Genomic DNA, 24,037 nt, shown 5'->3' on the forward strand with positions numbered 1-24,037 from the left:
CGGCCTCCATCAGACCATCGGCACCGGCCGCAGCGGGCGCTCGAAGTAGTCGCCCAGCGTTTCGAGCGCATGCGGCTCCAGGATGCGCAGCCAGCCGCCGTCGAGCTTGTACAGGCCCAGGCGCTGCAGCCGCCGCATCGTCTTGTTGGTGTGCACCAGCGACAGCCCGAGCGCGTCGGCGATGTGCTGCTGGTTGAACGGAAACTCGACCCACTCGTCGCGCACCATGCCCAGGCGCTGGGCGCGGCGGTACAGGTGCATGAGCAGCATCGCCACGCGCTCGCCGGCGTTGCGGCGGCCTGCGGTGACGAGGTGGTCGTCCACCATCTTTTCTTCGCGTGCGGCGAGCCAGGTGATGTCGTAGCCGAGCTGGGGCTCGGCGTGGAACAGCTCCCACAGGCGGTCGCGCGAAAAGGCGCAGAGCGTGGCGTCGGTCACGGCCTCGACGCCGTGGGTCTGGCCGTCGGCGAACTCGTCCTGCAGGCCGATGAAGTCGCCGGGCAGCAGGAAACCCAGGATCTGCCGGCGGCCGTCGCTCAACGTTTTGTAGCGGAAGGCCCAGCCCGCGTAGAGCGTGAACAGCTGCGGGCTGGCCCGGTGCTCCTCGACGACGGTGCCACCCGCCTCGACGCGCCGGGTGCCGACGCGGAAAGACTCGATGGCCTGGAGCTGCTGCGCTGTCACCGGCAAAAAGGCCTCGAGGCGGCGCAGGGCGCAGTGCTCGCACGCGTTTGCGCCCTGGGGCGGTGCGGCGGCAACGGGATAGTCCTCGAATTTCACGCCGCACTATAGGCTGCGGCGCTGTGTCTTTTGACATTTCGGGGCGCGGGGCGGCTCCCTAGACTCGGAAGCGATTACCCTTCCGCACCGAATGACACAAGAACAATCACCCGCATCAGCCACCGCAGAACCGGAACAACTGCACGAATTCCTTTACTGCAGCCTGCTCGTGCAGGACCTGCCGCCCGCCACCGTGGGCGCCATCGTCACCCAGGCCCGCGCGCGCAATGCCGAGGACGGCATCTCCGGCCTGCTGGTGTTCGACGGCCAGTGCTTCTGCCAGCATTTCGAGGGGCCGCGCGAGGCGGTACAGGGGCTGATGGCGCGGCTGCAGCGCGACCCGCGGCACGTGGCGCTCGTGGTGGTCCACGAAGGCCCGCTGGCCGAGCGGCGCTACACCGGCTTTGCGATGGGCTTGGCCGAGTGCGAGGGCCCCGACCCGATCTCGGCCCTGCAGGCCTTGCGCGGGGAGGCCGCGCTGGCGCACTTCCTGGCACTGCGCGGCAGCTTCGACATCAGCAGCTGAACCTGGCGGCGGGCGCAAAAGCGCCAGGCAAAGAAAAAGGCGGCCGAAGCCGCCTTGGTTCAGGAGTGCTGGAGGTGCCAGTCGTGCGGGCGGTCGGTCAGACCGGGTCCCACGCGTAGGTGGCACCGTAGCCATCCCAGGCTTCCATCACGATGCGCTGGCCGGCGGCCACCGTGAGCGACTCGCCCGGGGCCAGCACGATGTCTTCGCTGGGGCCATGGGCCGTGGCGTCGGGCGTGACCCACACGCGGCCCTGCTTGACGCGCAGCACGCTCGCCGACCGCGCCTTCAGGCTCATCGCCTCGCCGGGCGCGATCTGCCAGGCGCCACGGCGCACGGCCGGCGGAATGGCCGCGGTGCGGTTGGCGTGGGACAGGGAAGCGAGCGATTCGTTGGTGCAGACGGCGGTGGACATGGTGTGGACTCCTAAGCTGATCCGAGCGCCTTGACAGACAGAGAGGTTGGCGCAGTTCGGGAATGAATGATCGTTTCTGCGGCCTTGGAGGTCCAATGAAAACGAGGTAGCCTACTGATGCGCGTTTCGCATCAATCGATCTGGCCGCCGGGACGCACACCAAAGTCATACCCATGCAACATTCGCAAACCCACCTGCGCTCCCGCCCCATTTCCGCGGGGCACCTGCGGGCCTTCGAGGCGGTCGCGCGGCACCTCAATTTCCGCGCCGCGGCCGAGGAAATGGCGCTCACCCAGTCGGCCGTGAGCCGGCAGATCCAGTCGCTCGAAGAAGAGGTGGGCGTGTCGCTGTTCCTGCGTCACACGCGGGCGGTCGAACTGACCAGCGCCGGGGCGCAGCTGCTGCTGTCGGTGCAGCAGGCGCTGCCGCGCATCGACATGGCGGTGCGGCAGATTCGCCAGAGCGCGGGGCGCAAGAGCGTGGCGCTCACCACCTTTGCCTCGTTCGCCTCGATGTGGCTGATTCCGAGGCTCGAGGCTTTCCAACGCGACAACCCCGAGATCGACATCCGCATCGACGCCAGCGACATCGCGGTCGACCTCGACGTGGCCGACGTCGACATCGCGCTGCGCTACGGCCCGCCCGAGGCCATGCCCGCCGGCGCCGTGCGCCTGTTCGGCGAAAACCTGACGCCCGTGGCGAGCCCGTGGCTCATCAAGAGCAACCCGCCGATCAAGACGCCGGCCGACATCGCCCGCTTCACGCTCATCGAGGCCGGCGACGCGCACCGCACGCACCTCGAATGGCTCACGTGGCGGCGCTGGTTCGAGGTGAACGGCATGGAGCGCGCGCAGCCCAAGCGCTGGCTCTACTTCAACTACGCCTACCAGATGGTGCAGGCCGCGCTCACCGGCCAGGGCGTGGTGCTGGCCCGCAACTCGCTGGTGGCCGAGAGCCTGGCCAATGGCGACCTGATCGAGGTGCTGCCGCAGCACCGCCTCGATTCACCGATGGCCTACTGGCTCATTTCAGGGCCGCGCAATGCGCTGCGGCCGGAGATCAAGGCCTTTTCCGACTGGCTTGAAGCGCAGGCCGCCATCACGCGTGAAACGGTGGGCGAGGTGCCCGACCCGGACACCGTCGACAACCTCGACTGAGCCGGCTCAGGACGTCGGCCAGACGACGCCGTTGTCGTTCAGGATGGCATCGAGCGGCAGGTCGTGCGCCTCGGGCTCGAAGTCTTCCAGGAAACCGTTCGTGAAGCCCAGCCCCACCGTGAACGGCCGCGGCTCGAGCGCCGCCAGCGTGCGGTCGTAAAAGCCGCCGCCGTAGCCCAGCCGGTAGCCGCCCGCGCTGTAGCCCACGCAGGGCACGAACAGCAGGGTCGGCACGATCAGCTCGGTGTCCTTGGGCTTGGGAATGCCGTAGGCGTCTTCTTCCATCTGGCAGCCCGGGTACCAGGCGTGGAAGGTGAGCGTCTTGTGGACCTTGTCGATCACCGGCAGGCCGATGCGGCGGCGCTGCGTTTCTTCCATGAGTTCGCCGTCTTCCTTCCAGCGATGCAGGGCGGGCAGGGGGTCGAACTCGCCCTTGATCGGCCAGTAGGCGCCGATCACGGTGTCGGGCCGGCCGACCAGCCAGATCCGCATCACCCGCTGCAGCAGGTCGGCCCGCGCGAGGCGGTCGGGCATGCCCAGCCGTTGCTCGATGAGCGCCTTTCTCAGCTGGCCCTTCAGAAAACTCGCGGTGGCCGAGGTGTCGGCATCCTTTGACTTGTCCATAATCCCCCGATGCAGTTCCCAAGCATTTTGGCATCCGCGCGCGCTCATCCGCGTCGCGGCGCGCCCGCCCTGATTTTTTCCGCCGTTCTTGCACTCGCCGCGCTGCTGTCGCAACAGCCCGCCGCCGCGCAGAACAACACCAACGACGACGTGCTGGTCCAGATGAAGCAGGCCTTCCAGCGCGGCGACAAGGCCCGCCTCACGGCCCTGCTGCCGCAGGCCCGCGGCCACGCACTCGAACCCTGGGCCGCCTACTGGGAGCTCAAGGCCCGCCTGCAGGAAGCCGCGCCCAACGAGGTGCAGGACTTCTACGCCCGCTACCCCAACACCTACCAGGAAGACCGCCTGCGCAACGACTGGCTGCTGCTGCTCGGCCAGCGCCGCGATTGGGACGGCTTTGCCGCCAATATCGCCGGCTTCCGCATGGCCGACGACGCCCAGGTGCGCTGCTACGCGGTGCTGGTCGACACGCTGCGCACCGGCACGGCCACGCAGGCGCAGGCCGACGAAGTGCGCCGCAACTGGTTCGCGCAAAAGGACAGCGACGACGGCTGCCTCACCGCCGCCGACCGCATGGTCGCGGCCCGCCTGATGACCACCAACGACGCCTGGAAGAAGGCGCGCCTGGCCATCGAGGCCAACCGGCCCGCGGCCGCACGCGGCGCCGTCACCATCGCCGCGCCCGACGCGCTGCCGCTGTTCGAAGAGGTCAACGCCAGCGCTGCCAAGTTCCTCACCGGCCGCGCCTTCGTGGCCGCCAAGTCGCGCAAGGAACTGGTGGTGCTCGCGCTCATCAAGATTGCGGTCGCCGACCCCGACCAGGGCGCTGCGCAGCTCGACAGCAAGTGGAGCCCGATGCTCTCCGCCGAAGAGCGCAACTGGGTCTGGGGCACCATCGGCCGCGCGGCCGCGAACAAGCTCTCGCCGATGGCCGTGAGCTACTTCGGCAACGTCACGAAGAACAGCGACCTGTCCGACGACATGCTCGGCTGGCGCGTGCGCGCCGCACTGCGCGCCAGCCAGTGGAAAGAGGTCGCGCCCGCCATCAACGCCATGAGCGACGCCGCCCAGCAAGACCCGACCTGGGTCTACTGGAAGGCCCGCGCACTCAGCGCCGCCGGCGGCGACGAGCGCCGCGCGCAGGCCCGCGAGCTCTACACCAGCATCGCCGGCACGCGCGGCTTCTACGAAATGCTGGCGCTCGAAGAGCTGGGCCAGCGCGTCGTGGCGGCCACGCGCCCCGCGCCGCTCACGCCCGAAGAAAAGAACGCCGCGCGCACCAACCCGGGCTTGCAGCGCGGCCTGCAGGCCATCGGCATGGGCCTGCGCTCCGAAGGCACGCGCGAGTGGAACTACGCCACCAACCTGCATGAGAAGGGCGGCATGGACGACCGCGCCCTGCTGGCCGCCGCCGACCTGGCCTGCCAGCGCGAGGTGTGGGACCGCTGCATCAACACCAGCGAGCGCACCAAGGGCGTGATCGACGTCGAACAGCGCTTCCCCATGCCGTTCCACGACACGGTGCTGCGCAAGAGCCAGGACATCGGCCTCGACCCGGCCTACGTGTACGGCCTGATCCGCCAGGAAAGCCGCTTCATCATGGACGCACGCTCGGGCGTCGGCGCCTCGGGCCTGATGCAGGTCATGCCCGCCACGGCGCGTTGGACCGCCCGCAAGATCGGCATGACCGATTTCACGCCGGGCCAGATCAACGACCGCGAGACCAACATCACGATCGGCACCAACTACCTGAAGCTCGCGCTCGACGACTTCGACGGTTCGATGGCGCTGGCCGCCGCGGCCTACAACGCCGGCCCCGGTCGCCCGCGCAACTGGCGCAACGGCCCGGTGATCGATGCGGCCATCTGGGCCGAGAACGTGCCCTTCAACGAGACGCGCGACTACGTGAAGAAGGTGCTGGCCAACACCACCAACTACGCCGCCCTCATCAGCGGCAAGCCGCAGTCGCTGAAGGAGCGCCTGGGCCGCGTGGGCCCGCGCAACGCCGCCGAGCCGGAACCCAACAAGGACCTGCCCTGAGATGACCTGGCGCGATGAGGTGCTCGACACCGTCGCGTCCGAATTTTCGGACGTGGGCGACGTCGCGCAGCTCACGCGCATCTCGGTGCGGCTGCTGCTCGCGGCCGTGCTGGGCTTTTTTCTGGGCTTCGAGCGCGAGCAGCAGGGCAAGGCGGCCGGCGTGCGCACCCACATGCTGGTGGCCATCGGCTCTGCGCTGTTCGTGCTGATCCCGCAGCAGACCGGCATCGTGCCGGCCGACATGAGCCGCGTGATCCAGGGGCTGGTGGCCGGCGTCGGTTTTCTGTGCGCCGGCACCATCCTCAAGCAGGGCAAGGACGAATCGCACGTGCAGGGCCTCACCACCGCCGCCGGGCTCTGGATGACGGCCGCCATCGGCATGGCCTGCGGGCTCGGCCGCGAGGTCACGGCCGTGCTCAGCGCGCTGCTGGCGCTCGCGGTGCTGTCGCTGGTGCCGCGCCTCGTGACCCTGATCGAACGCGTCGTGAAGCCAGCGGCGGATGTGGGCGCCTCCGGCCCGCGCGTGATCGTGCCGCCCGAATCGCGCCGCGACGACGAACGTTGACGCGGCCCGCATCAATTCACGCCGCCTTCGGCATCAATCGCAGCGCGCCGCCCGGCTAGCATCGAAGGCTTTGCCCCGCATTCCCGCACTGACCCGGAGACCCTGACAGATGTCCAAGCTCTACATCGGCAACAAGAATTACTCGTCGTGGTCCATGCGCCCCTGGGTGCTCATGACCCAGGCCGGTATTCCCTTCGAGGAGGTGATGGTGCGCTTCGATTCGTTCGACGCCACCTCGCAGTTCAAGCACGTGATCGGCGCCATCAACCCGGTGGCCAAGGTGCCGGTGCTGGTCGACGGCGACCTCGCCGTGTGGGACACCCTCGCCATCGCCGAATACCTGGCCGAGCGCTTCCCCGAAAAGCAGCTGTGGCCCCAGGGCGTGGCCGAGCGGGCCCGTGCGCGCAGCGTCTGCGCCGAGATGCATTCGGGTTTCGGCAACCTGCGCGGCAACTGCCCGATGAACATCGAGGCCTCGCTGCCCGAGGTGGGTGCGCGGCTGCTGGCCGAGCAGCCCGGCGTGCAGGAAGACCTCGACCGCATCGTGCAGATGTGGACCGAGCTGCTCGAGACGCACGGCGGCCCGATGCTGTTCGGCGCCTTCACCATCGCCGACGCCTTCTTCGCGCCGGTGGGCATGCGCATCCGCGGCTACGGCCTGCCGGTGCCGCCGGTCATCGACGCGTACATCGCGCGCGTGGCGGCCCTGCCGGGCGTCGCCGCGTGGATCGCGGGCGCCCTGGCCGAGAAGACCTTCGTGGCCTTCGACGAGCCCTATCGCACCTCGCGCGACTGAGCGCGCGATTGGGGCTCGCCGGACTTCATCAGAACCGGTACGTCGCCGCCAGGTAGGTGACGATCGGGTTCAGCTTCAGGCTCGACTCGCTGCGCGCCACCGGCAGGCCGGTGATGCTGGTCGTCGTGAGCTTGGCCTTGGTCTTCAGCGGGATGTACGACACCGAGAACGACACGCCCCAGTGCTTGTCGAACTGGTAGGCCACGCCGGCGTTGAGCACGGGCGCGAACGCGCTGTCGAGCTTGGCCGTGGTGTTCACCGACGACGGACGCACGTGGAACTGGCTGGCCAGCGCGCCCTGCAGGTTCGACGTGAGCTTCACGTCGCTGTACCAGACATAGGTGGCGCCCAGGCCCACGAACGGACGGAAGGCGTCGTTGCCTTCGTTGAAGTAGTACTTGGCCAGCACGGTCGGGCTCCACTGGCGGGCCTGGCCGAGTTCGCCCACGCGGGCCAGCGTGCCGGTGCCGTGGAGCTTGAACTTGGGCGGCACGCCGAGCACGCCTTCGACGGCCCAGTGGCTGTCGACGAAGTAGGCGATGTTCATGCCCAGCGTGTCCGAGTCGCTGACGCTCGCGCCCGAGCCGGCCAGCACGCTGTGCACGGGCGAGGTCACGGTCAGCGGCTTGCTCGAATCCTGCGGCGACAGATGGAACCAGCCGGTGCCGACGACCCAGTCGCCGGCGTTCTGCGCCAGGGCGCTGCCCGATGCCAGGCCCCCGAATGCCGCCAATGCCAACGATGCTGTTGTTGTGAGTTTTTTCATAGGTGTGAATGCTCCTTGGGTGTTGAAAACAGCCCCGCGCACGGGGGCGCCGGCCAGCGACCGGTGCTTCGCGCGATGCGAATTTACGAACGGTCGTTCGCATCGCTCGAAGATTATCGAACGACCGTTCTTTTTGTGCAGGGCGAGTATCCCTACACTGCACTCATGAACATTTTTCTCGTCGGCGGTGCACTGCGCGACCGGCTGCTGGGCCGTCCTGTGTCCGACCATGACTGGCTCGTGGTGGGCGCCACGCCCGAGGCCATGGTGGCGCGCGGCTACCTGCCCGTGGGGCGCGATTTCCCCGTGTTTCTGCACCCGCGCACGCGCGAGGAGTACGCGCTGGCCCGCACCGAACGCAAGAGCGCGCCGGGCTACCGCGGCTTCGTGGTGCATGCGGCGCCCGACGTTACGCTGGAGCAAGACCTCGCGCGGCGCGACCTCACCGTCAACGCCATTGCGCTGCCCGCCGAGCACGTGGCCGACGACGGCAGTTTCGATCCGCGCCCCGAGACGCTGGCCGACCCCTTCCACGGCCAGCGCGACCTGCGCGACAAGGTGCTGCGCCACGTGACCGACGCCTTCCGCGAAGACCCGGTGCGCATCCTGCGCGTGGCACGCTTTGCCGCGCGCTTCGACGACTTCACCGTCGCGCCCGAAACCATGGCGCTCATGCGCGAGATGGTCGCGGCCGGCGAGGTCGATGCGCTGGTGCCCGAGCGCGTGTGGCAGGAGCTCGCGCGCGGCCTCATGGAAACGCGGCCCTCGCGCATGTTCGACGTGCTGCGCGCGTGCGGCGCGCTCGCCGTGCTGCTGCCCGAGGTCGACCGGCTCTGGGGCGTGCCGCAACCGGCGCAGCACCACCCCGAGATCGACACCGGCGTGCACCTGATGATGGTGCTCGACACCAGCGCGCGCCTGGGCGCCACGCTGCCCGTGCGCTTCGCCTGCCTCATGCACGACCTCGGCAAGGGCACCACGCCGGCCGATATGCTGCCGCGCCACATCAACCACGAGCTGCGCAGCGTTGACCTGCTGCAAGACGTGTGCGAGCGCTGGCGCGTGCCGGTGGAACTGCGCGAGCTGGCCGAGGTGGTGGCGCGCGAGCACGGCAACATCCACCGCAGTGCCGCGCTCGGCGCCACGCCGCTGGTGCGGCTGCTGGAGCGCTGCGACGCCTTCCGCAAGCCGGCGCGCTTCGCCGAGGCGCTGCTGGCCTGCGAATGCGACGCGCGCGGCCGGCTCGGCTTCGAAGACAACGCCTACCCGCAGCGCCCGCGCCTGCTCGCGGTGCTCGCGGCGGCCCAGGCCGTGGCGACCGACGTGGTGGCGCGCGAGGCCCAGCAGGCCGGCGCCACCGGGCCGCGCATCGGCGAGGCGATCCACCGGGCGCGCATTACGGCGGTGGCGGCGTCGTTGCCAGCGACCGCCGACTGATCATCGCCGTCGGCGCACGCCGGGACTTTGGCCGACACGCGCCGCGTGCGAGCCGTGCTATGGTTTTTCCCAATGCCAAAGTCCTCCAGCAGCAACGTGCAGTTGCCTCCTCCGCCGGGCCGGGACGCCGCCCTTTTTCTTGATTTCGACGGCACGCTGGTCGGCCTTGCCGCCACGCCTGAAGCCATCGAGGTGCCGCCTGCCCTCGTGCCCCTGTTGAGCGACCTGCGCGACCTGCTCGGTGGTGCGCTCGCCGTGGTGTCGGGTCGCCAGATCGACGCCATCGACCGCTTTCTCGCGCCGCTGCGGTTGCCCGCCGCGGGCGAGCACGGCGTGCAGCGACGCGATGCCAAGGGCGGCATGCAGGAGCAGCGCGCGCCCGACCTCGTGCCCATCCTCGACGTGGCCAACGAACTCGCGCGCATCCACGAAGGCCTGCTGGTGGAGCGCAAGCACGCGGCCATCGCGTTGCACTACCGGCTCGCGCCGCAGCTCGAGGCCGTGTGCCGCGACGCGATGACGCGCGCCATCGAAGGCCATCCGCAGCTCGAACTGCTGCACGGCAAGTTCGTGTTCGAGGTGAAGCCCGCGGGCGTGAACAAGGGCCTCGCCATCGAAGCCTTCATGAACGAGGCGCCGTTCGTGGGTCGCACGCCGATCTTCGCGGGCGACGACACCACCGACGAGAGCGGCTTCGCCGTCGTGCAGCCGCGCGGCGGTGTCGCGATCAAGGTCGGTGCCGGGCCCAGCCTGGCGCTGCACCGGCTCGAATCGCCGCGCGCGGTCTACGAATGGCTGGTGCAGGCACGCGATCGGCTGGCCGCACCGGCCCCCAAGAACAACACATCACCGAGGAACCCCGCATGAGCGAACACCAACTGTCGGAGGCCCCGGAGGACCGCGCGGGCGACGCCCTGGCGGGCGCGGCGGGCCCCGACGAGCAGGCGCCGGCGGACGTCGCGAAAGTTGCGGCGAAAGTGGCCGCGGCCCCACCGCGCGGCTTTGCGCCGCCGGCCGAGCCTTCGCTCAATGTCGGCGTGATCGGCAACTGCGCCTACAGCGCGCTCATCGATGCGCGCGCCCGCGCCGTCTGGTGCTGCCTGCCGCGCTTCGACGGCGACCCGGTCTTCAACGCGCTGCTGCACCCCGGCGAAGAAGCCGGCGCCTGGGCCATCGAGATCGAGGACTTCGCTTCCAGCAAGCAGTGGTACGAACCCAATACCGCCGTGCTGCGCACGCAGCTGTTCGACAGCGCGGGGCAGGGCATCGAGATCACGGACTTCGCGCCGCGCTTCTACAGCCGCTCGCGCTACTTTCGCCCGCTCATGATGGTGCGCCGCGTGCGTCCCATTGCCGGCGCGCCGCGCATCCGCGTGGCGCTCGACCCGCGCTTCCAGTGGGGCGCTTCGGAACCCATCGAGGTCACGCGCGGCAGCAACCACATCCGCTACGTCGGTCCTGACGTCACGCTGCGGCTGAACACCGACGCGTCGATCTCGCACATCCTGTCGCGCCAGCCCTTCGTGATCTCGCGCGAGTACAACTTCATGTTCGGCGTGGACGAGACGCTGCTCGAAGGCATCGCCGACACCGCGCGCAAGTTCGAGCAGGAAACCATTGCGTACTGGCGCACCTGGAGCAAGCGCCTGGCCATTCCCTTCGAGTACCAGGACGCGGTGATCCGCGCGGCCATCACGCTCAAGCTCTCGCTGTACGAGGACACCGGCGCCATCGTCGCCGCCATGACCACCAGCATCCCCGAGGCGCCGGGCAGCCAGCGCAACTGGGACTACCGCTACTGCTGGCTGCGCGATGCCTTCTTTGTGGTGCGCGCGCTCAACTCGCTGAGCGAGGTGGGCACGATGGAAGACTACCTGCGCTGGCTCGGCAACGTGGTGATCGGCTCGCACGGCGAGCACATCCAGCCGCTGTACGGCATCGGGCTGGAGCGCGAATTGCCCGAGTCTTTTGTCGACGGTCTGCCCGGCTACCGCGGCATGGGCCCGGTGCGCGTGGGCAACCAGGCGCAGGAGCACTTCCAGCACGACGTGTACGGCAACATCGTGCTCGGCGCGGCGCAGGCTTTTCACGACCACCGGCTGCTGAGCCGCGCGGGCGTGGCGGAGTTTCCGCACCTCGAAGCGGTCGGCGAAAAAGCGGTGCGCGTCTACGGCACGCCCGACGCCGGCATGTGGGAGCTGCGCACGCGCGCCCGCGTGCACACCAGCTCGGCGCTCATGAGCTGGGCCGCCTGCGACCGGCTCGCCAAGATCGCGCGCACGCTGGAGCTGCCCGAACGCGCCGCCTACTGGCACGGTCATGCGGCGCGCATGAAGGAAGAAATTCTGGCCAAGTCGTGGAGCGAGGAGCGCCAGGCCTTTGCCGAGAGCTTCGGCGGCAACGAGCTCGACGCGAGCATCCTGCTGATGGTCGAGGTGGGCCTGATCGATGCGCGCGACCCGCGCTTCATCTCCACCGTCGACGCGATGGAAAAGTCGCTCTGCGACGGCCCCTACATGCGCCGCTACGAAGCCGCCGACGACTTCGGCAAGCCCGAGACCGCCTTCAACATCTGCACCTTCTGGCGCATCGATGCGCTGGCCAAGATCGGCCGCAAGGCCGAGGCACGGCAGATTTTTGAAACCATGCTCGCCGCGCGCAACCCGCTGGGGCTGCTGTCGGAAGACACGCACCCGGTGACGGGCGAGATGTGGGGCAACTTTCCGCAGACCTATTCGATGGTCGGCATCATCAATGCGGCCGTGCGTTTATCCGCTCCCTGGGATTCCTGCATATGAGCCGTCTCGTCGTCATCTCGAACCGCGTGGCCGACCCACGCAAGCCGGCAGCCGGCGGCCTGGCCGTGGCGCTGGGCGAGAGCCTGCAGCAGAGCGGCGGCCTGTGGTTCGGCTGGAGCGGGCAGATCGTCGAAGGCGGCCCCACGGGCGAAGGCGAGCTGCACACACAGCAGGCCGGCAAGGTCACGCTCGCCACCATCGACCTGAGCCGCGACGACCACGACAGCTACTACCTGGGCTACAGCAACGACGTGCTGTGGCCGGTGTTCCATGACCGGCTCGACCTGGCGCACTTCGAGGCCGGCTTCATCGGCGGCTACCGGCGCGTGAACCAGCTGTTCGCGCGCAAGCTGCTGCCGCTGCTGCGCGAGGACGACATCCTCTGGGTGCACGACTACCACCTGATCCCGCTCGCGGCCGAGCTGCGCGCCATGGGCTGCAAGCAGCGCATCGGCTTCTTCCTGCACATCCCGCTGCCGCCGCAGATCATCATGGCGGCCATTCCGCAGCACGAGTGGCTGATGCGCTCGCTGTTCTCGTACGACCTGATCGGTTTCCAGGCCGAGCAGGACGTGCAGCACTTCGCGCACTACGTGCACAACGAGGCGCACGGCGAAGCGCTGGGCGGCGACCTGTTCCGCGCCTACGGCAACACGGTGCGCGCGGCGGCCTTTCCGATCGGCATCGACGTCGACGAGTTCGCGGCGCTCACGCACGCCAAGGAATCGCGCGACATGTACGAGACCATGAAGCGCGAGTACTCGAGCCGCCGGTTGCTCTTGGGCATCGACCGGCTCGACTACTCGAAGGGCATCCCGCAGCGCGTGCGTTCGTTCCGCGAGCTGCTGGCCAACTACCCCGAGAACCGCCGCAGCGCCACGCTGATCCAGATCGCCTCGCCCACGCGCGAGACGGTCGATGCCTACGGCGACATCCGCCGCGAACTCGAATCGCTGTGCGGCGCCATCAACGGCGACTACGGCGAACTCGACTGGATGCCGGTGCGCTACATCCACCGCATGGTGGCGCGCAAGCGGGTGCCGGGGCTGTGCCGCGCGGCGGCCGTGGGGCTGGTGACGCCGCTGCGCGACGGCATGAACCTCGTCGCCAAGGAATACATCGCGGCGCAAGACCCGGCCGACCCCGGCGTGCTCGTGCTGTCGCGCTTTGCAGGCGCGGCCGAGCAGCTGAAGGAAGCGCTGCTGGTGAATCCGTACGACACGCACGGCACCGCCGAGACGGTGCAGCAGGCGCTGCAGATGCCGCTGGAAGAGCGGCGCGAACGGCACCAGAAGCTGCTGGCGCGCATCCGGGCGCAGGACATCCACTGGTGGCGGCGCACGTTCCTCGAAGCGCTGCGCGAGGCGGCGAGCGAGCGCTGATCGCGCCCGGGGCCCGCGTCAGCCCAGCGGCACGCGGGCGCCGAACTTCGCGCGCTTGAGGCTGAAGAACGCCTTCACATTGCGCACGTTGGCGTCGGCCGTGAACAGCCGCTGCGTCAGCGCGCCGTAGCCGGGCATGTCGCGCGCCACCACCACCAGCACGAAATCGGGCCCCGGCGACACGCGCCAGCACTGCTGCACCGCATCGTCCGCGATCACGCGGGCCTCGAAGGCGTCGAGCGCGGCGGCGTCCTGCCGGTCGAGCGAAATCTCCACCACCGCCTGCAGGCCGTGGCCCAGCACCGTGGCGAGGCGGTCGGGGGAGAGCAGGGCGACCTGGCGCTCGATGAGGCCCTCCTGCCGCAGGCGCTGCACGCGGCGCAGGCAGGTCGGCGGCGAGATGCCGACCTCGGCCGCCAGGCGCTGGTTGGTCTGCGAGGCGTCGTGCTGGAGCGCGTCGAGCAGCTTGAGATCGATCGCATCGAGGGAGATTGATTCCATATGGGTTGAAATTATGGAATAAAACTCCATCTGTAGGTTTTGGTGAAATAAAACTCCAAAACCGTGGAAATTTAGACGCCATATTTCTTGGCCGCCTCCCTACCATCGAGCCCTTCTGTTCTTCAAGACAAGGTACACCTATGTGCGGCATCGTCGGCGCAGCCTCCCATCGCGACATCGTTCCGGTCCTGGTCCAGGGCCTTCAGCGGCTCGAATACCGCGGCTATGACTCCTGCGGCGTCGCGGTGCATGCGGGCGGCCTGAGCCGTGCGCGCACCACCTCGCGCGTGGCCGAACTGCTGACCCAGGTGCGCGACGACAAGATCGAAGGCCTCACCGGCATCGCCCACACGCGCTGGGCCACCCACGGCGCACCGGCCGTGCACAACGCGCATCCCCACTTCAGCCACGGCCCCGGCGCCGACGCACCGGCCGCGCGCCCGGGCCGCATCGCGCTCGTGCACAACGGCATCATCGAGAATCACGAGCCGCTGCGCGCCGCACTCGAAGCCAAGGGCTACGTGTTCGAGAGCCAGACCGACACCGAGGTCATCGCCCACCTCGTCGACAGCCTCTACAACGGCGACCTGTTCGAAGCCGTCAAGGCCGCCGTGCTGCAACTGCATGGCGCCTACGCCATCGCCGTCATCTGCCGCGACGAACCGCAGCGCGTCATCGGCGCGCGCGCCGGCTCGCCGCTGATCCTCGGCGCGGGCAAGGACGGCACCGAGAACTTCCTGGCCAGCGACGCGATGGCGCTGGCCGGCGTGACCGACCAGATCGTCTACCTCGAAGAAGGCGACGTGGTCGACCTGCAGCCCGGCAAGTACTGGATCGTCGACAAGAACCACAAGCCCGTCACCCGCACCGTGCGCACAGTGCACGCCCACAGCGGCGCGGCCGAGCTGGGCCCGTACCGCCACTACATGCAGAAGGAAATCTTCGAGCAGCCGCGCGCCATCGGCGACACGCTCGAAGGCGTCGAGGGCATCGTGCCCGAGCTGTTCGACGGCATCGGCCAGGACGGTGCCACCGGCGCGAGCGCACACCGCGTGTTCCAGGACATCGACAAGATCCTCATCCTGGCCTGCGGCACCAGCTACTACAGCGGCTGCACCGCCAAGTACTGGCTCGAGAGCATCGCGAAGATCTCCACGCAGGTCGAGATCGCCAGCGAGTACCGCTACCGCGACTCCGTGCCCGACCCCAAGACGCTGGTCGTCACCATCAGCCAGTCGGGCGAAACCGCCGACACGCTGGCCGCGCTCAAGCACGCGCGCTCGCTGGGCATGGAACAGACCCTGACCATCTGCAACGTCGCCACCAGCGCCATGGTGCGCGAGTGCAAGCTGGCGTACATCACGCGCGCCGGCGTCGAAATCGGCGTGGCGTCGACCAAGGCCTTCACCACCCAGCTCGCGGGCCTGTTCCTGCTGACGCTCGCCATCGCACAGGCCAAGGACCGCCTGAGCGCCGTCGACGAAGCGCGCTACCTGAAGGAAATGCGCCACCTGCCCGTCGCGCTGCAGTCGGTGCTCGCGCTCGAGCCGCAGCTCATCGGCTGGGCCGAAGACTTCGCGCGCAAGGACAACGCCCTGTTCCTCGGCCGCGGCCTGCACTACCCGATCGCGCTCGAAGGCGCGCTCAAGCTCAAGGAAGTGACCTACATCCACGCCGAGGCCTATGCCGCCGGCGAACTCAAGCACGGCCCGCTCGCGCTCGTCACGAGCGAGATGCCCGTGGTCGCCGTGGCGCCGAACGACGCGCTGCTCGAAAAGCTCAAGAGCAACCTGCAGGAAGTGCGCGCCCGCGGCGGCGTGCTCTACGTGCTGGCCGACGGCGACACGCAGATCGCCAGTGGCGAAGGCCTGCACGTGATCCGCATGCCCGAGCACTACGGCGCGCTGTCGCCGCTGCTGCACGTGGTGCCGCTGCAGCTGCTGGCGTATCACACGGCGTGTGCGCGCGGGACGGACGTGGACAAGCCGCGGAATCTCGCTAAAAGCGTGACGGTGGAGTGAGACTGCGTAGGCGGCGCGATCCTGATGATCGCGCCAAATAAAGTCTTGAACGCGCAAATAGCGTCCTAAATACTTTGAATTTGTTGACTTCCGTTTTCGAGTGATCCAGATTTCCCTGCGAGCAACGGCCGAAAGAAATTACGGCCGGTCAGTTCGCGACGGACAGGTGGATCAAACGTCCACGGAAATCAACAGGGAGTGATCCGGCGCTAGCGTCGAATGCAACTCACAGAGGCGACAGCACCCAAGGGCTCCGCTCATCGGTCATGAGATCTTCGGCAATGCCGATGATTCCGCCCAGCGTCATGTTCTGACCCGCCCAACTGGCTCGGCCAATGATGTAGCTCTTTGCAAACTGCGGCCAGGACGAAAAATTCGAACGCAATTCTTTGTCTGCATGCGCAAGAATGCGATTGAATTCAGCCTGCTCGATGTATTTGCAGTCCAATGACATCCGTGCAACCGTGACGAGGCGGCCCAGATCCCAGGCAAGGATGCCGGCGCTGTAATCCTTGGGAAGGTACGAGCCATTGACTTTGTCTTCGAGAAGACGAAAAACGGATCGCAGATTTTCCAGCATCTCCAAGGCCTGCGCCAAATCCGAGAAAATGAGGTCTTTTTCCTCACACGGCCCCTGTGCGGCAATCTGCTCGCGCACCGTTTCCGGGGCGCCGTATCGACCGCTGGCTATCAATGCCTCGAGAACCTCCTGGCGCCCGTCTTCTGAAGCACCATCGCTGTCAATACGAAAAACAATGTCGTAAAAAAAGCGATGGCCATGGCGACCGAGTGATTCCAGGGTTTCGGCAGCCTCCTGAGGCGAGCGTATGCCCCAGTGCGAGCCAAGCCCCTCGGAGAGAGTTTCGTCAGACAGCCCCGTTGCGTAGCTGTCGCAGTACGCCATGATCTGTTCGGAGTTGATGAGCCCCGCTTGAAGTGCTCGCTGTGCGACCGGGTCCACGGCGGCCCCATCGGGGCAATTCCGGTATTTTTTCCCAGAAACTATCTGGAACAACTTCTTCAAGAAACCCATGGGTCAGATTTGCTTGAAGGCGGCATTGACGGCGCGATGCTTGAGCTGACTCTTATACACAAGTAGCGTCCTGAACGGAACCTTTCCCGTTTTCCAGGATCTGATCTTCCATGTGACCTCCTAACATGGTAACGTTCATGATAACTTCTGCTCTTCATCGTGCGGCCGACTGGGCTAAATCTGTGTTCTCTTCGGCGGCGCTGGGTGATCCTCGCCGTACTGCCCGCTTGGTTAACGTCGCCGCCCAATTGGCAAAATATTCTGGTAAATCAATAACCATCTCATCAGAGGGTAGTGAAGCCATGCAGGAAGGCGCTTACCGATTTATCCGCAATCCCAACGTTTCTGCCGAGGCGATCAGAAAGGCTGGCGCCATGCAAACAGTCAAGTTGGCTCAGGAGTTTCCCGAACTGCTGGCCATTGAGGACACCACCTCTTTGAGTTATCGCCACCAGGTCGCCGAAGAGCTTGGCAAGCTGGGCTCTATTCAGGATAAATCCCGCGGATGGTGGGTTCACTCCGTTCTCTTGCTCGAGGCCACCACATTCCGCACCGTAGGATTACTGCATCAGGAGTGGTGGATGCGCCCGGATGACCCTGCCGATGCGGATGAAAAGGAGAGTGGCAAATGGCTGGCAGCGGCCGCAACTAGCCGGTTACGCATGGGCAGCATGATGAGCAACGTGATTGCGGTCTGTGACCGCGAAGCCGATATTCATGCTTATCTGCAGGACAAACTGGCGCATAACGAGCGCTTCGTGGTGCGCTCCAAGCACCCACGCAAGGACGTAGAGTCTGGGTTGTATCTGTACGACCATCTGAAGAACCAACCGGAGTTGGGTGGCTATCAGATCAGCATTCCGCAAAAGGGCGTGGTGGATAAACGCGGTAAACGTAAAAATCGACCAGCCCGCAAGGCGAGCTTGAGCCTGCGCAGTGGGCGCATCACGCTAAAACAGGGGAATATCACGCTCAACGCGGTGCTGGCCGAGGAGATTAACCCGCCCAAGGGTGAGACCCCGTTGAAATGGTTGTTGCTGACCAGCGAACCGGTCGAGTCGCTAGCCCAAGCCTTGCGCGTCATCGACATTTATACCCATCGCTGGCGGATCGAGGAGTTCCATAAGGCATGGAAAACCGGAGCAGGAGCCGAGAGGCAACGCATGGAGGAGCCGGATAATCTGGAGCGGATGGTCTCGATCCTCTCGTTTGTTGCGGTCAGGCTGTTACAGCTCAGAGAAAGCTTCACGCTGCCGCAAGCACTCAGGGCGCAAGGGCTGCTAAAGGAAGCGGAACACGTAGAAAGCCAGTCCGCAGAAACGGTGCTGACCCCGGATGAATGTCAGCTACTGGGCTATCTGGACAAGGGAAAACGCAAGCGCAAAGAGAAAGCAGGTAGCTTGCAGTGGGCTTACATGGCGATAGCTAGACTGGGCGGTTTTATGGACAGCAAGCGAACCGGAATTGCCAGCTGGGGCGCCCTCTGGTAAGGTTGGGAAGCCCTGCAAAGTAAACTGGATGGCTTTCTTGCCGCCAAGGATCTGATGGCGCAGGGGATCAAGATCTGATCAAGAGACAGATGCTTGAGTGCATTCACAAGAACATCAAAGTCTGAATCCTTCACCATGTGAATGGCATCGAACTCATGCTTCTTGAAGGCCATCGACGGCGTGCTGATTTCTACTGTTTTTTCTGCACTCGATGTCGAGGTTTCCGGAATGTCCGTGACGGTGACTTTATTGATGGCGTCATAGCCCACGGTGGTCAGTACGCCCGAGAATTTCTTGACGGTCGTGAAAGACATGCTCTTTTCATCAAGCACAATGCTGGCACCCTGGCTGTTGGCTGCGCGCTTCTTGAAAAGTGTTCCGACCGTAAGGTACGTGACATACGCCCCGATCAACATGAGAACGCCATTGGCCACGCCAGTCGGCAAGTGAAGCCGAAGGGTTCCTATTTTCAGATCGGCAATCGGATAAAAAATGGCGGCGATGATAATTGCCGGGCCAATAAGGCCGAAAACGTACTCGAGAATCGAGTATTCCATTTTGTAGTTAATGGTCTGCATGTAGCATATTTCCTTATATTTGATTTTGGCCGGGCGATCGCCGGCAGGTAGTCGGTTCTGAAAAACTCCTCCAACCCCCAGACTAATGTAACAAGTCGCATCTCGGTGCCGCGAGCCTGCTGTACCTCCAATGCGCCTGCAGAGGTTTCGCCTGCCTTCGTGCGCAACACGTGCATCGCGATGGCGGTGAGCGCACTTCTGGCTGCTTGCGGTTCACACGATCCCCAGCCGCCCGAGCGAATGCCACCCGCACCTGCTGCCCACACCACGGTGGTGCTGCCGCCTGTCGCGTACGGGCATGACCAGGGCCGCCAGATGTCTGAAGCCGATGACGCGTGCGGTGTGCCGGACCCGCTGCGTCAGGCCGTGCAAGATCAGTTGAAGGCGCGGTATGACGTGGTGCGCCCCGTGCCCGGTACCACCGGCAGGGAAGCCGCCCTTTGGCTGAAGATCGAAATCATGGACATCGTGACCGTCAGCGCCGGCGGCCCCACGATCGTGGCTATCCATGCGGTGCTTGAACAACCGGGACTGCCCCCTGCGCAATTCAAAGGCCTGCGCCAGGTGCACACCCCTTCCGCCGATGTCACGGCGGAGACGACCGAATGCACCGCAATGGACGCAGTGATTCACGGGTTGGGCGTGGACCTTGCGAAATGGATGCGCAAGCCGGTGGACGGGGTGTCGCTGGTGAACGGGGAGTGAGCTCAGCCCCGCGGCCTTCATGGACAAACGGTAATGAAGCGCGGGCCTTTCCCACTTCCAGCTGGGCTAGGATTTATGTTGCAGCCCCTGCATCCCGGGGGCACCACATGAGTTCAACGGCTCCGTCATCCATGGGTATTTCTTGTCGTGGCCGCACCGACTGACGTGCTCGGCCCCACCGTCATCTGGCACTGCCTCATCGTCGAGGACGATGCCGACAACGCGCGCTACATCGCCGAAGGCTTCCGTTCGCTCGGCCATGTGGCGGTGATCAGTCGCGACGGCGCGGATGCGTTCGCGCGCGCCACGGGCGAGACCTGGGACCTCGTCATCCTCGACCGCATGCTGCCCAACGACGTGGACGGCCTGTCGATCCTCACCACGATGCGCGCCCTCGGCAAGAAGACGCCGGTGCTGGTGCTCAGCGCGTTGAGCGCGCTCGACGAGCGCGTGCGCGGGCTCAAGGCCGGCGGCGACGACTACCTGGCCAAGCCCTTTGCCTTTTCCGAACTCGCGGCGCGCGCCGAGGCGCTGGTGCGGCGCTCGCGCAGCGGACCCGAGATCCGCACGCTGCAGCTGGCCGACCTCACGCTCGACCTGGCGCGCCGCCACGTGGAGCGCGGCGGCCGGCCCATTGCGCTGCAGCCGCGCGAGTTCAGGCTGCTGGCCTATCTCATGATGCATCCGGGCCAGGTGGTCACGCGCACCATGCTGCTCGAGGCCGTGTGGGACTACCAGTTCGATCCACAGACCAACGTGATCGACGTGCAGGTGAGCCGCCTGCGCGGCAAGCTCGATGCGGGCGGCGCGCCGACGCTGATCCACACCGTGCGCGGCGTGGGCTACACGCTGGCCGCGCCGCAATGACCCGGGCCCTGCGCCAGCTGTGGCGCTCGGTCGGCTTCCGGCTCGCCTTCTACTACGGCCTGCTGGTCGCCATCACGATGCTGGCCGCACTGGCCATCGTCTATATGCAGACCGTCGGCGTGCTGCAGCAGCGCATGGCGCGTCAGGTGGCGACCAGCATGCAGCAGCTGGTGGTGCGCTACGAAGCGCGTGGCGCCGAGGGCGTGGCGGGCGAGATCACCCATGCGCTCTCCGACGGCCGCAACTCCGACAACGAGATCTATCTGCTCACCGACCGCGAGGGAAACAAGCGCGCGGGCAACCTCGACCAGATGCCTTCGCTGGCACCCGACGCGGGCGACGGCGTGCACCGCCGCGTGGTGCGCGCGGGCCAGACCGTCATCGCCTACCTCGTGATGCGCCCGCTGCCCGACGGCGGCATGCTCGTGGTGGGGCACGACCTGCGCGACCAGGAGTCGATCGAGTCGCTGGTGGCCAGCGCCAGCGCGGCGGCGGGCATCGTGGCGGTGCTGCTGCTCATCGGCGGCACCTTCGTCTTTCGCCAGGAGCTGGAGCGCAGCGTGGGCGCGGTGCGGCGCACGGCCGCGCGCATCGCGGCGGGCGAGCTGCAGGAGCGCGTGGCGCCGTCGGGCGAGGAGGACGAGTTCGCGCTGCTGGAAGGCGACATCAACGCGATGCTCGACCGCATCCAGTCGCTGATGGACGGCGTGCGCCATGTGTCGAACACCATCGCGCACGACCTGCGCACGCCGCTCACGCGCGTGCTGGTGCGCCTGCGTGCGGTGGAGGCGGGGCTCGGGCTCGGCGACACGAACCACCCGCAGCGCGAGCCCGTGGCCACCGCCATCCGCGAGCTCGAGGAGCTGGCGGTGATGTTCGAGAAGCTGCTGCAGATCGCCGAGGTCGAGGCCGGCGCGCGGCGCCAGCAGTTCGCGCCGGTGGCGCTGCACGTCATTGCCGACGACGTGGCGGAGCTGTACGAGGCGGTGGCCGAGATGCAGGGCATCACGCTGCTGCGTGAGCCCGCCGACCGCGCCGTGGCGCTGGGCGATCGCGACCTGCTCGCGGGGGCGGCGGCCAACCTGCTCGACAACGCGCTGAAATATGGTGGAGCAGGCGCCACCGTGCGCATCGGCACGCACACGGTCGACGGGCGTGCGCAGCTCGTTGTGCAGGACGACGGCCCCGGCATTCCGAGCGCCGAGTACGCGCATCTCGGTGCGCGCTTCCATCGGCTGGACCACAGCACGCCGGGCCACGGCCTGGGGCTCGCGAGCGTGCAGGCGGTGGTGGCGCTGCATGGCGGGCGCCTGCAGTTCGGCGATGCCGGCCCGGGCCTGCGCGCCTGCATCGACCTGCCGACCGCCGACCACTGAGCGCGGCCTTCGCCGTCTCTTCGCGCCCCGAACATTGCCAAACGGCAATGCTTTGTTCACACACACCGCCGCGCTGAATTCCTAGGATCGCTGACGCACATCGTGTGCCGATCAACGCAGTTCCAGGAGACATCAACGGTGAGAATCAAGAGTCAGAGAGACTTCTGCTCGGGCGTGCTTTTCAGCGCCTTCGGCGTGGCCTTCGCATGGGGCGCCACGACCTACAACGTGGGCACCGGCGCCCGCATGGGCCCCGGCTACTTTCCGCTCATCGTGGGCATCCTCATCGCCTTCATGGGCGTGCTGATCACGTTCAAGGCCCTCACGGTCGAGACCGACGACGGCGAACCCGTGGGCCGCATCGCATGGAAGCCGCTGCTGTTCATCATCGGCGCCAACCTGGTCTTCGGCGTGCTGCTGGGCGGCCTGCCGAGCATCGGCCTGCCGTCGATGGGGCTCATCGTCGCGATCTATGCGCTGACCTTCATTGCGAGCCTGGCGGGCGACAGCTTCGGATGGAAGGGCGTGACCCTTCTGGCAACGGTGCTCGCGCTCGGCAGCTACCTGGCCTTCGTGGTGGCACTGAAGCTGCAGTTCCAGGTGTGGCCCACCTTCATCGCCGGTTGACCCGCGCAGAACAACAAGAAATCCAAGAGAACAATGGACCTGATTACCAATCTTTCGATCGGCTTCGGCGTGGCCTTCACCGCGCAGAACCTTGTCTATGCCTTTGTCGGCTGCCTGCTGGGCACGCTGATCGGCGTGCTGCCGGGCATCGGCCCCGTGGCCACCATCGCGATGCTGTTGCCTGCCACCTACGCACTGCCGCCCGTGTCGGCGCTGATCATGCTGGCCGGCATCTACTACGGCGCGCAGTACGGCGGTTCGACCACCGCGATTTTGGTGAACCTGCCCGGTGAATCGTCGTCGGTGGTGACCGTGATCGACGGCTACCAGATGGCACGCAAGGGGAGGGCCGGGCCGGCGCTCGCTGCAGCGGGTTTAGGCTCGTTCTTCGCTGGCTGCGTCGGCACGCTCATTCTTGCGGCCTTCGCACCGCCGCTGACCGAGCTGGCCTTCAAGTTCGGCCCGGCCGAGTACTTCTCGCTGATGATCCTGGGCCTGATCGGCGCCGTGGTGCTGGCCTCGGGCTCGCTGCTCAAGGCCATCACGATGATCCTGCTCGGGCTGGCACTGGGCCTCGTGGGCACCGACGTCAACTCGGGCGTGGCGCGCTACAGCTTCGACATTCCTGAACTGACCGACGGCATCGGCTTCATCGCGATTGCCATGGGCGTGTTCGGCTACGGCGAGATCATTGCCAACCTGGCCGTGCCCGAGCACGAGCGCGAGGTGTTCACCGCCAAGGTCAAGGGCCTGTGGCCCACCAAGGAAGACTTCAAGCGCATGACGCCCGCCGTGCTGCGCGGCACGGCGCTGGGTTCCGCGCTGGGCATCCTGCCGGGCGGCGGTGCGCTGTTGTCGGCCTTCGCGGCCTACACCATCGAGAAGCGCATCAAGCTCAAGCAGGGCGAAGTGCCCTTCGGCAAGGGCAACATCCGCGGCGTGGCAGGACCGGAATCGGCCAACAACGCGGGCGCGCAGACGTCGTTCATTCCGCTGCTGACGCTGGGCATTCCGCCCAACGCCGTGATGGCGTTGATGGTGGGCGCCATGACGATCCACAACATCCAGCCCGGCCCGCAGGTGATGACCAGCAACCCGGAACTCTTCTGGGGCCTCATCGCCTCGATGTGGATCGGCAACCTGATGCTCATCGTGCTGAACCTGCCGCTGATCGGCATCTGGATCAAGCTGCTGACCATTCCCTACAAGTGGCTCTTTCCGTCGATCGTGCTGTTCTGCGCGGTGGGCGTGTACTCCGAGAACAACAACACCTTCGACGTCTGGATGGTCGCCATCTTCGGCATCGTGGGCTACCTGTTCCTGAAGCTCAAGTGCGAGCCCGCGCCACTGCTGCTGGGCTTCATCCTCGGGCCGATGATGGAAGAGAACCTGCGACGCGCGCTGTTGCTGTCGCGCGGCGACTGGAGCGTGTTCGTCATGCGCCCGCTGTCGGCGGGGCTGCTGGCTGCGGCCGTGCTGCTGCTCATCGTGGTGCTGCTGCCTTCGGTGAAGGCCAAGCGCGAAGAAGCCTTCGTGGAGGAGTGACGCGGCTG

General features: G+C 66.6%; 21 protein-coding genes and 1 pseudogene. 16 read left to right on the forward strand and 6 right to left on the reverse strand.

What is annotated here, in order from left to right; genetic code table 11:
* Window positions 1–9: 9 nt before the first annotated feature.
* Window positions 10–780 carry a Crp/Fnr family transcriptional regulator gene (locus tag IG196_RS03360; RefSeq protein WP_192195023.1) on the reverse strand — a complete coding sequence of 257 codons (771 nt, stop codon included), beginning with the start codon at window positions 778–780 and terminating at the stop codon, window positions 10–12.
* A gap of 91 nt (window positions 781–871) precedes the next feature.
* On the opposite strand from IG196_RS03360, the gene IG196_RS03365 reads away from it, so the two are divergent.
* Entirely contained in the window at window positions 872–1,306 is a 435-nt protein-coding gene (locus IG196_RS03365) for a BLUF domain-containing protein (RefSeq protein ID WP_192195024.1), read from the forward strand.
* 97 nt (window positions 1,307–1,403) lie between these two features.
* On the opposite strand, the gene IG196_RS03370 is transcribed toward IG196_RS03365, so the two are convergent.
* On the reverse strand, window positions 1,404–1,721 hold the full coding sequence (locus IG196_RS03370; protein ID WP_192195025.1) for a DUF2917 domain-containing protein: 318 nt from the start codon (window positions 1,719–1,721) through the stop codon (window positions 1,404–1,406).
* 173 nt (window positions 1,722–1,894) lie between these two features.
* Between IG196_RS03370 and IG196_RS03375 the strand changes: the two genes are divergently transcribed.
* Window positions 1,895–2,878: a LysR substrate-binding domain-containing protein gene (locus IG196_RS03375; protein WP_101491141.1), complete on the forward strand. Its 984-nt coding sequence runs from the start codon at window positions 1,895–1,897 to the stop codon at window positions 2,876–2,878.
* Window positions 2,879–2,884: 6 nt separating this feature from the next.
* On the opposite strand, the gene IG196_RS03380 is transcribed toward IG196_RS03375, so the two are convergent.
* Window positions 2,885–3,502: a 5-formyltetrahydrofolate cyclo-ligase gene (locus IG196_RS03380; RefSeq protein ID WP_192195026.1), complete on the reverse strand. Its 618-nt coding sequence runs from the start codon at window positions 3,500–3,502 to the stop codon at window positions 2,885–2,887.
* Window positions 3,503–3,511: 9 nt separating this feature from the next.
* Between IG196_RS03380 and IG196_RS03385 the strand changes: the two genes are divergently transcribed.
* The 3 genes from IG196_RS03385 (at window position 3,512) to IG196_RS03395 (ending at window position 6,903) form a co-directional block, all read left to right on the forward strand.
* Window positions 3,512–5,542, forward strand: coding sequence for a lytic transglycosylase domain-containing protein (locus IG196_RS03385; protein WP_192195027.1), 2,031 nt, complete (start codon window positions 3,512–3,514; stop codon window positions 5,540–5,542).
* A 1-nt stretch (window position 5,543) separates the two neighbouring features.
* Window positions 5,544–6,107, forward strand: coding sequence for an MgtC/SapB family protein (locus tag IG196_RS03390; RefSeq protein WP_225616913.1), 564 nt, complete (start codon window positions 5,544–5,546; stop codon window positions 6,105–6,107).
* 109 nt (window positions 6,108–6,216) lie between these two features.
* Window positions 6,217–6,903 (forward strand): glutathione S-transferase family protein, encoded by a 687-nt coding sequence (locus IG196_RS03395; RefSeq protein ID WP_192195028.1) that lies wholly within the window; start codon window positions 6,217–6,219, stop codon window positions 6,901–6,903.
* 28 nt (window positions 6,904–6,931) lie between these two features.
* Here IG196_RS03395 and IG196_RS03400 read toward each other — a convergent pair whose 3' ends face one another.
* The gene (locus tag IG196_RS03400; RefSeq protein ID WP_192195029.1) at window positions 6,932–7,669 is read right to left on the reverse strand and encodes an OmpW/AlkL family protein; all 738 of its coding nucleotides are present in this window, start codon (window positions 7,667–7,669) and stop codon (window positions 6,932–6,934) included.
* A gap of 165 nt (window positions 7,670–7,834) precedes the next feature.
* On the opposite strand from IG196_RS03400, the gene IG196_RS03405 reads away from it, so the two are divergent.
* The 4 genes from IG196_RS03405 to otsA all read left to right on the forward strand — a co-directional run bounded on the left by IG196_RS03405 (window position 7,835) and on the right by otsA (window position 13,286).
* A complete protein-coding gene (locus IG196_RS03405; RefSeq protein ID WP_192195030.1) occupies window positions 7,835–9,106 on the forward strand; it encodes a multifunctional CCA addition/repair protein in 1,272 nt (423 codons plus the stop codon).
* A gap of 72 nt (window positions 9,107–9,178) precedes the next feature.
* The gene (gene otsB / locus IG196_RS03410; RefSeq protein ID WP_192195031.1) at window positions 9,179–9,973 is read left to right on the forward strand and encodes a trehalose-phosphatase; all 795 of its coding nucleotides are present in this window, start codon (window positions 9,179–9,181) and stop codon (window positions 9,971–9,973) included.
* Window positions 9,970–11,904 carry a glycoside hydrolase family 15 protein gene (locus IG196_RS03415; RefSeq protein WP_101491134.1) on the forward strand — a complete coding sequence of 645 codons (1,935 nt, stop codon included), beginning with the start codon at window positions 9,970–9,972 and terminating at the stop codon, window positions 11,902–11,904. The genes otsB and IG196_RS03415 overlap by 4 nt, the downstream gene beginning before the upstream one ends.
* Entirely contained in the window at window positions 11,901–13,286 is a 1,386-nt protein-coding gene (otsA, locus tag IG196_RS03420) for an alpha,alpha-trehalose-phosphate synthase (UDP-forming) (protein ID WP_192195032.1), read from the forward strand. Before IG196_RS03415 ends, otsA begins: the two co-directional genes overlap by 4 nt.
* Window positions 13,287–13,304: 18 nt before the next feature.
* On the opposite strand, the gene IG196_RS03425 is transcribed toward otsA, so the two are convergent.
* Window positions 13,305–13,787, reverse strand: coding sequence for an Lrp/AsnC family transcriptional regulator (locus IG196_RS03425; RefSeq protein WP_192195033.1), 483 nt, complete (start codon window positions 13,785–13,787; stop codon window positions 13,305–13,307).
* Between the two features lie 140 nt (window positions 13,788–13,927).
* On the opposite strand from IG196_RS03425, the gene glmS reads away from it, so the two are divergent.
* Window positions 13,928–15,808, forward strand: coding sequence for a glutamine--fructose-6-phosphate transaminase (isomerizing) (glmS, locus tag IG196_RS03430; protein ID WP_099795146.1), 1,881 nt, complete (start codon window positions 13,928–13,930; stop codon window positions 15,806–15,808).
* A 226-nt stretch (window positions 15,809–16,034) separates the two neighbouring features.
* Here the strand turns inward: glmS and IG196_RS03435 are convergent, their stop codons facing one another.
* Window positions 16,035–16,841, reverse strand: a complete 807-nt coding sequence (locus IG196_RS03435; protein WP_192195034.1) for a DUF1266 domain-containing protein — start codon at window positions 16,839–16,841, stop codon at window positions 16,035–16,037.
* A 137-nt stretch (window positions 16,842–16,978) separates the two neighbouring features.
* Between IG196_RS03435 and IG196_RS03440 the strand changes: the two are divergent.
* The 6 genes and pseudogenes from IG196_RS03440 (at window position 16,979) to IG196_RS03465 (ending at window position 24,029) form a co-directional block, all read left to right on the forward strand.
* Window positions 16,979–18,409, forward strand: a pseudogene (locus IG196_RS03440) (IS4-like element IS50R family transposase).
* An 815-nt stretch (window positions 18,410–19,224) separates the two neighbouring features.
* A complete protein-coding gene (locus IG196_RS03445; RefSeq protein ID WP_192195035.1) occupies window positions 19,225–19,614 on the forward strand; it encodes a hypothetical protein in 390 nt (129 codons plus the stop codon).
* Window positions 19,615–19,797: 183 nt separating this feature from the next.
* Entirely contained in the window at window positions 19,798–20,481 is a 684-nt protein-coding gene (locus IG196_RS03450) for a response regulator transcription factor (RefSeq protein WP_099797390.1), read from the forward strand.
* Window positions 20,478–21,857 carry a sensor histidine kinase gene (locus tag IG196_RS03455; protein ID WP_192195036.1) on the forward strand — a complete coding sequence of 460 codons (1,380 nt, stop codon included), beginning with the start codon at window positions 20,478–20,480 and terminating at the stop codon, window positions 21,855–21,857. The genes IG196_RS03450 and IG196_RS03455 overlap by 4 nt, the downstream gene beginning before the upstream one ends.
* Window positions 21,858–21,995: 138 nt before the next feature.
* Window positions 21,996–22,484: a tripartite tricarboxylate transporter TctB family protein gene (locus IG196_RS03460; protein ID WP_099795151.1), complete on the forward strand. Its 489-nt coding sequence runs from the start codon at window positions 21,996–21,998 to the stop codon at window positions 22,482–22,484.
* Between the two features lie 33 nt (window positions 22,485–22,517).
* Window positions 22,518–24,029, forward strand: a complete 1,512-nt coding sequence (locus tag IG196_RS03465) for a tripartite tricarboxylate transporter permease (protein ID WP_192195037.1) — start codon at window positions 22,518–22,520, stop codon at window positions 24,027–24,029.
* The last annotated feature ends 8 nt before the right edge of the window (window positions 24,030–24,037 follow it).

It is taken from the genome of Variovorax sp. 38R (assembly GCF_014843395.1).
Lineage (GTDB): Bacteria > Pseudomonadota > Gammaproteobacteria > Burkholderiales > Burkholderiaceae_C > Variovorax > Variovorax paradoxus_H.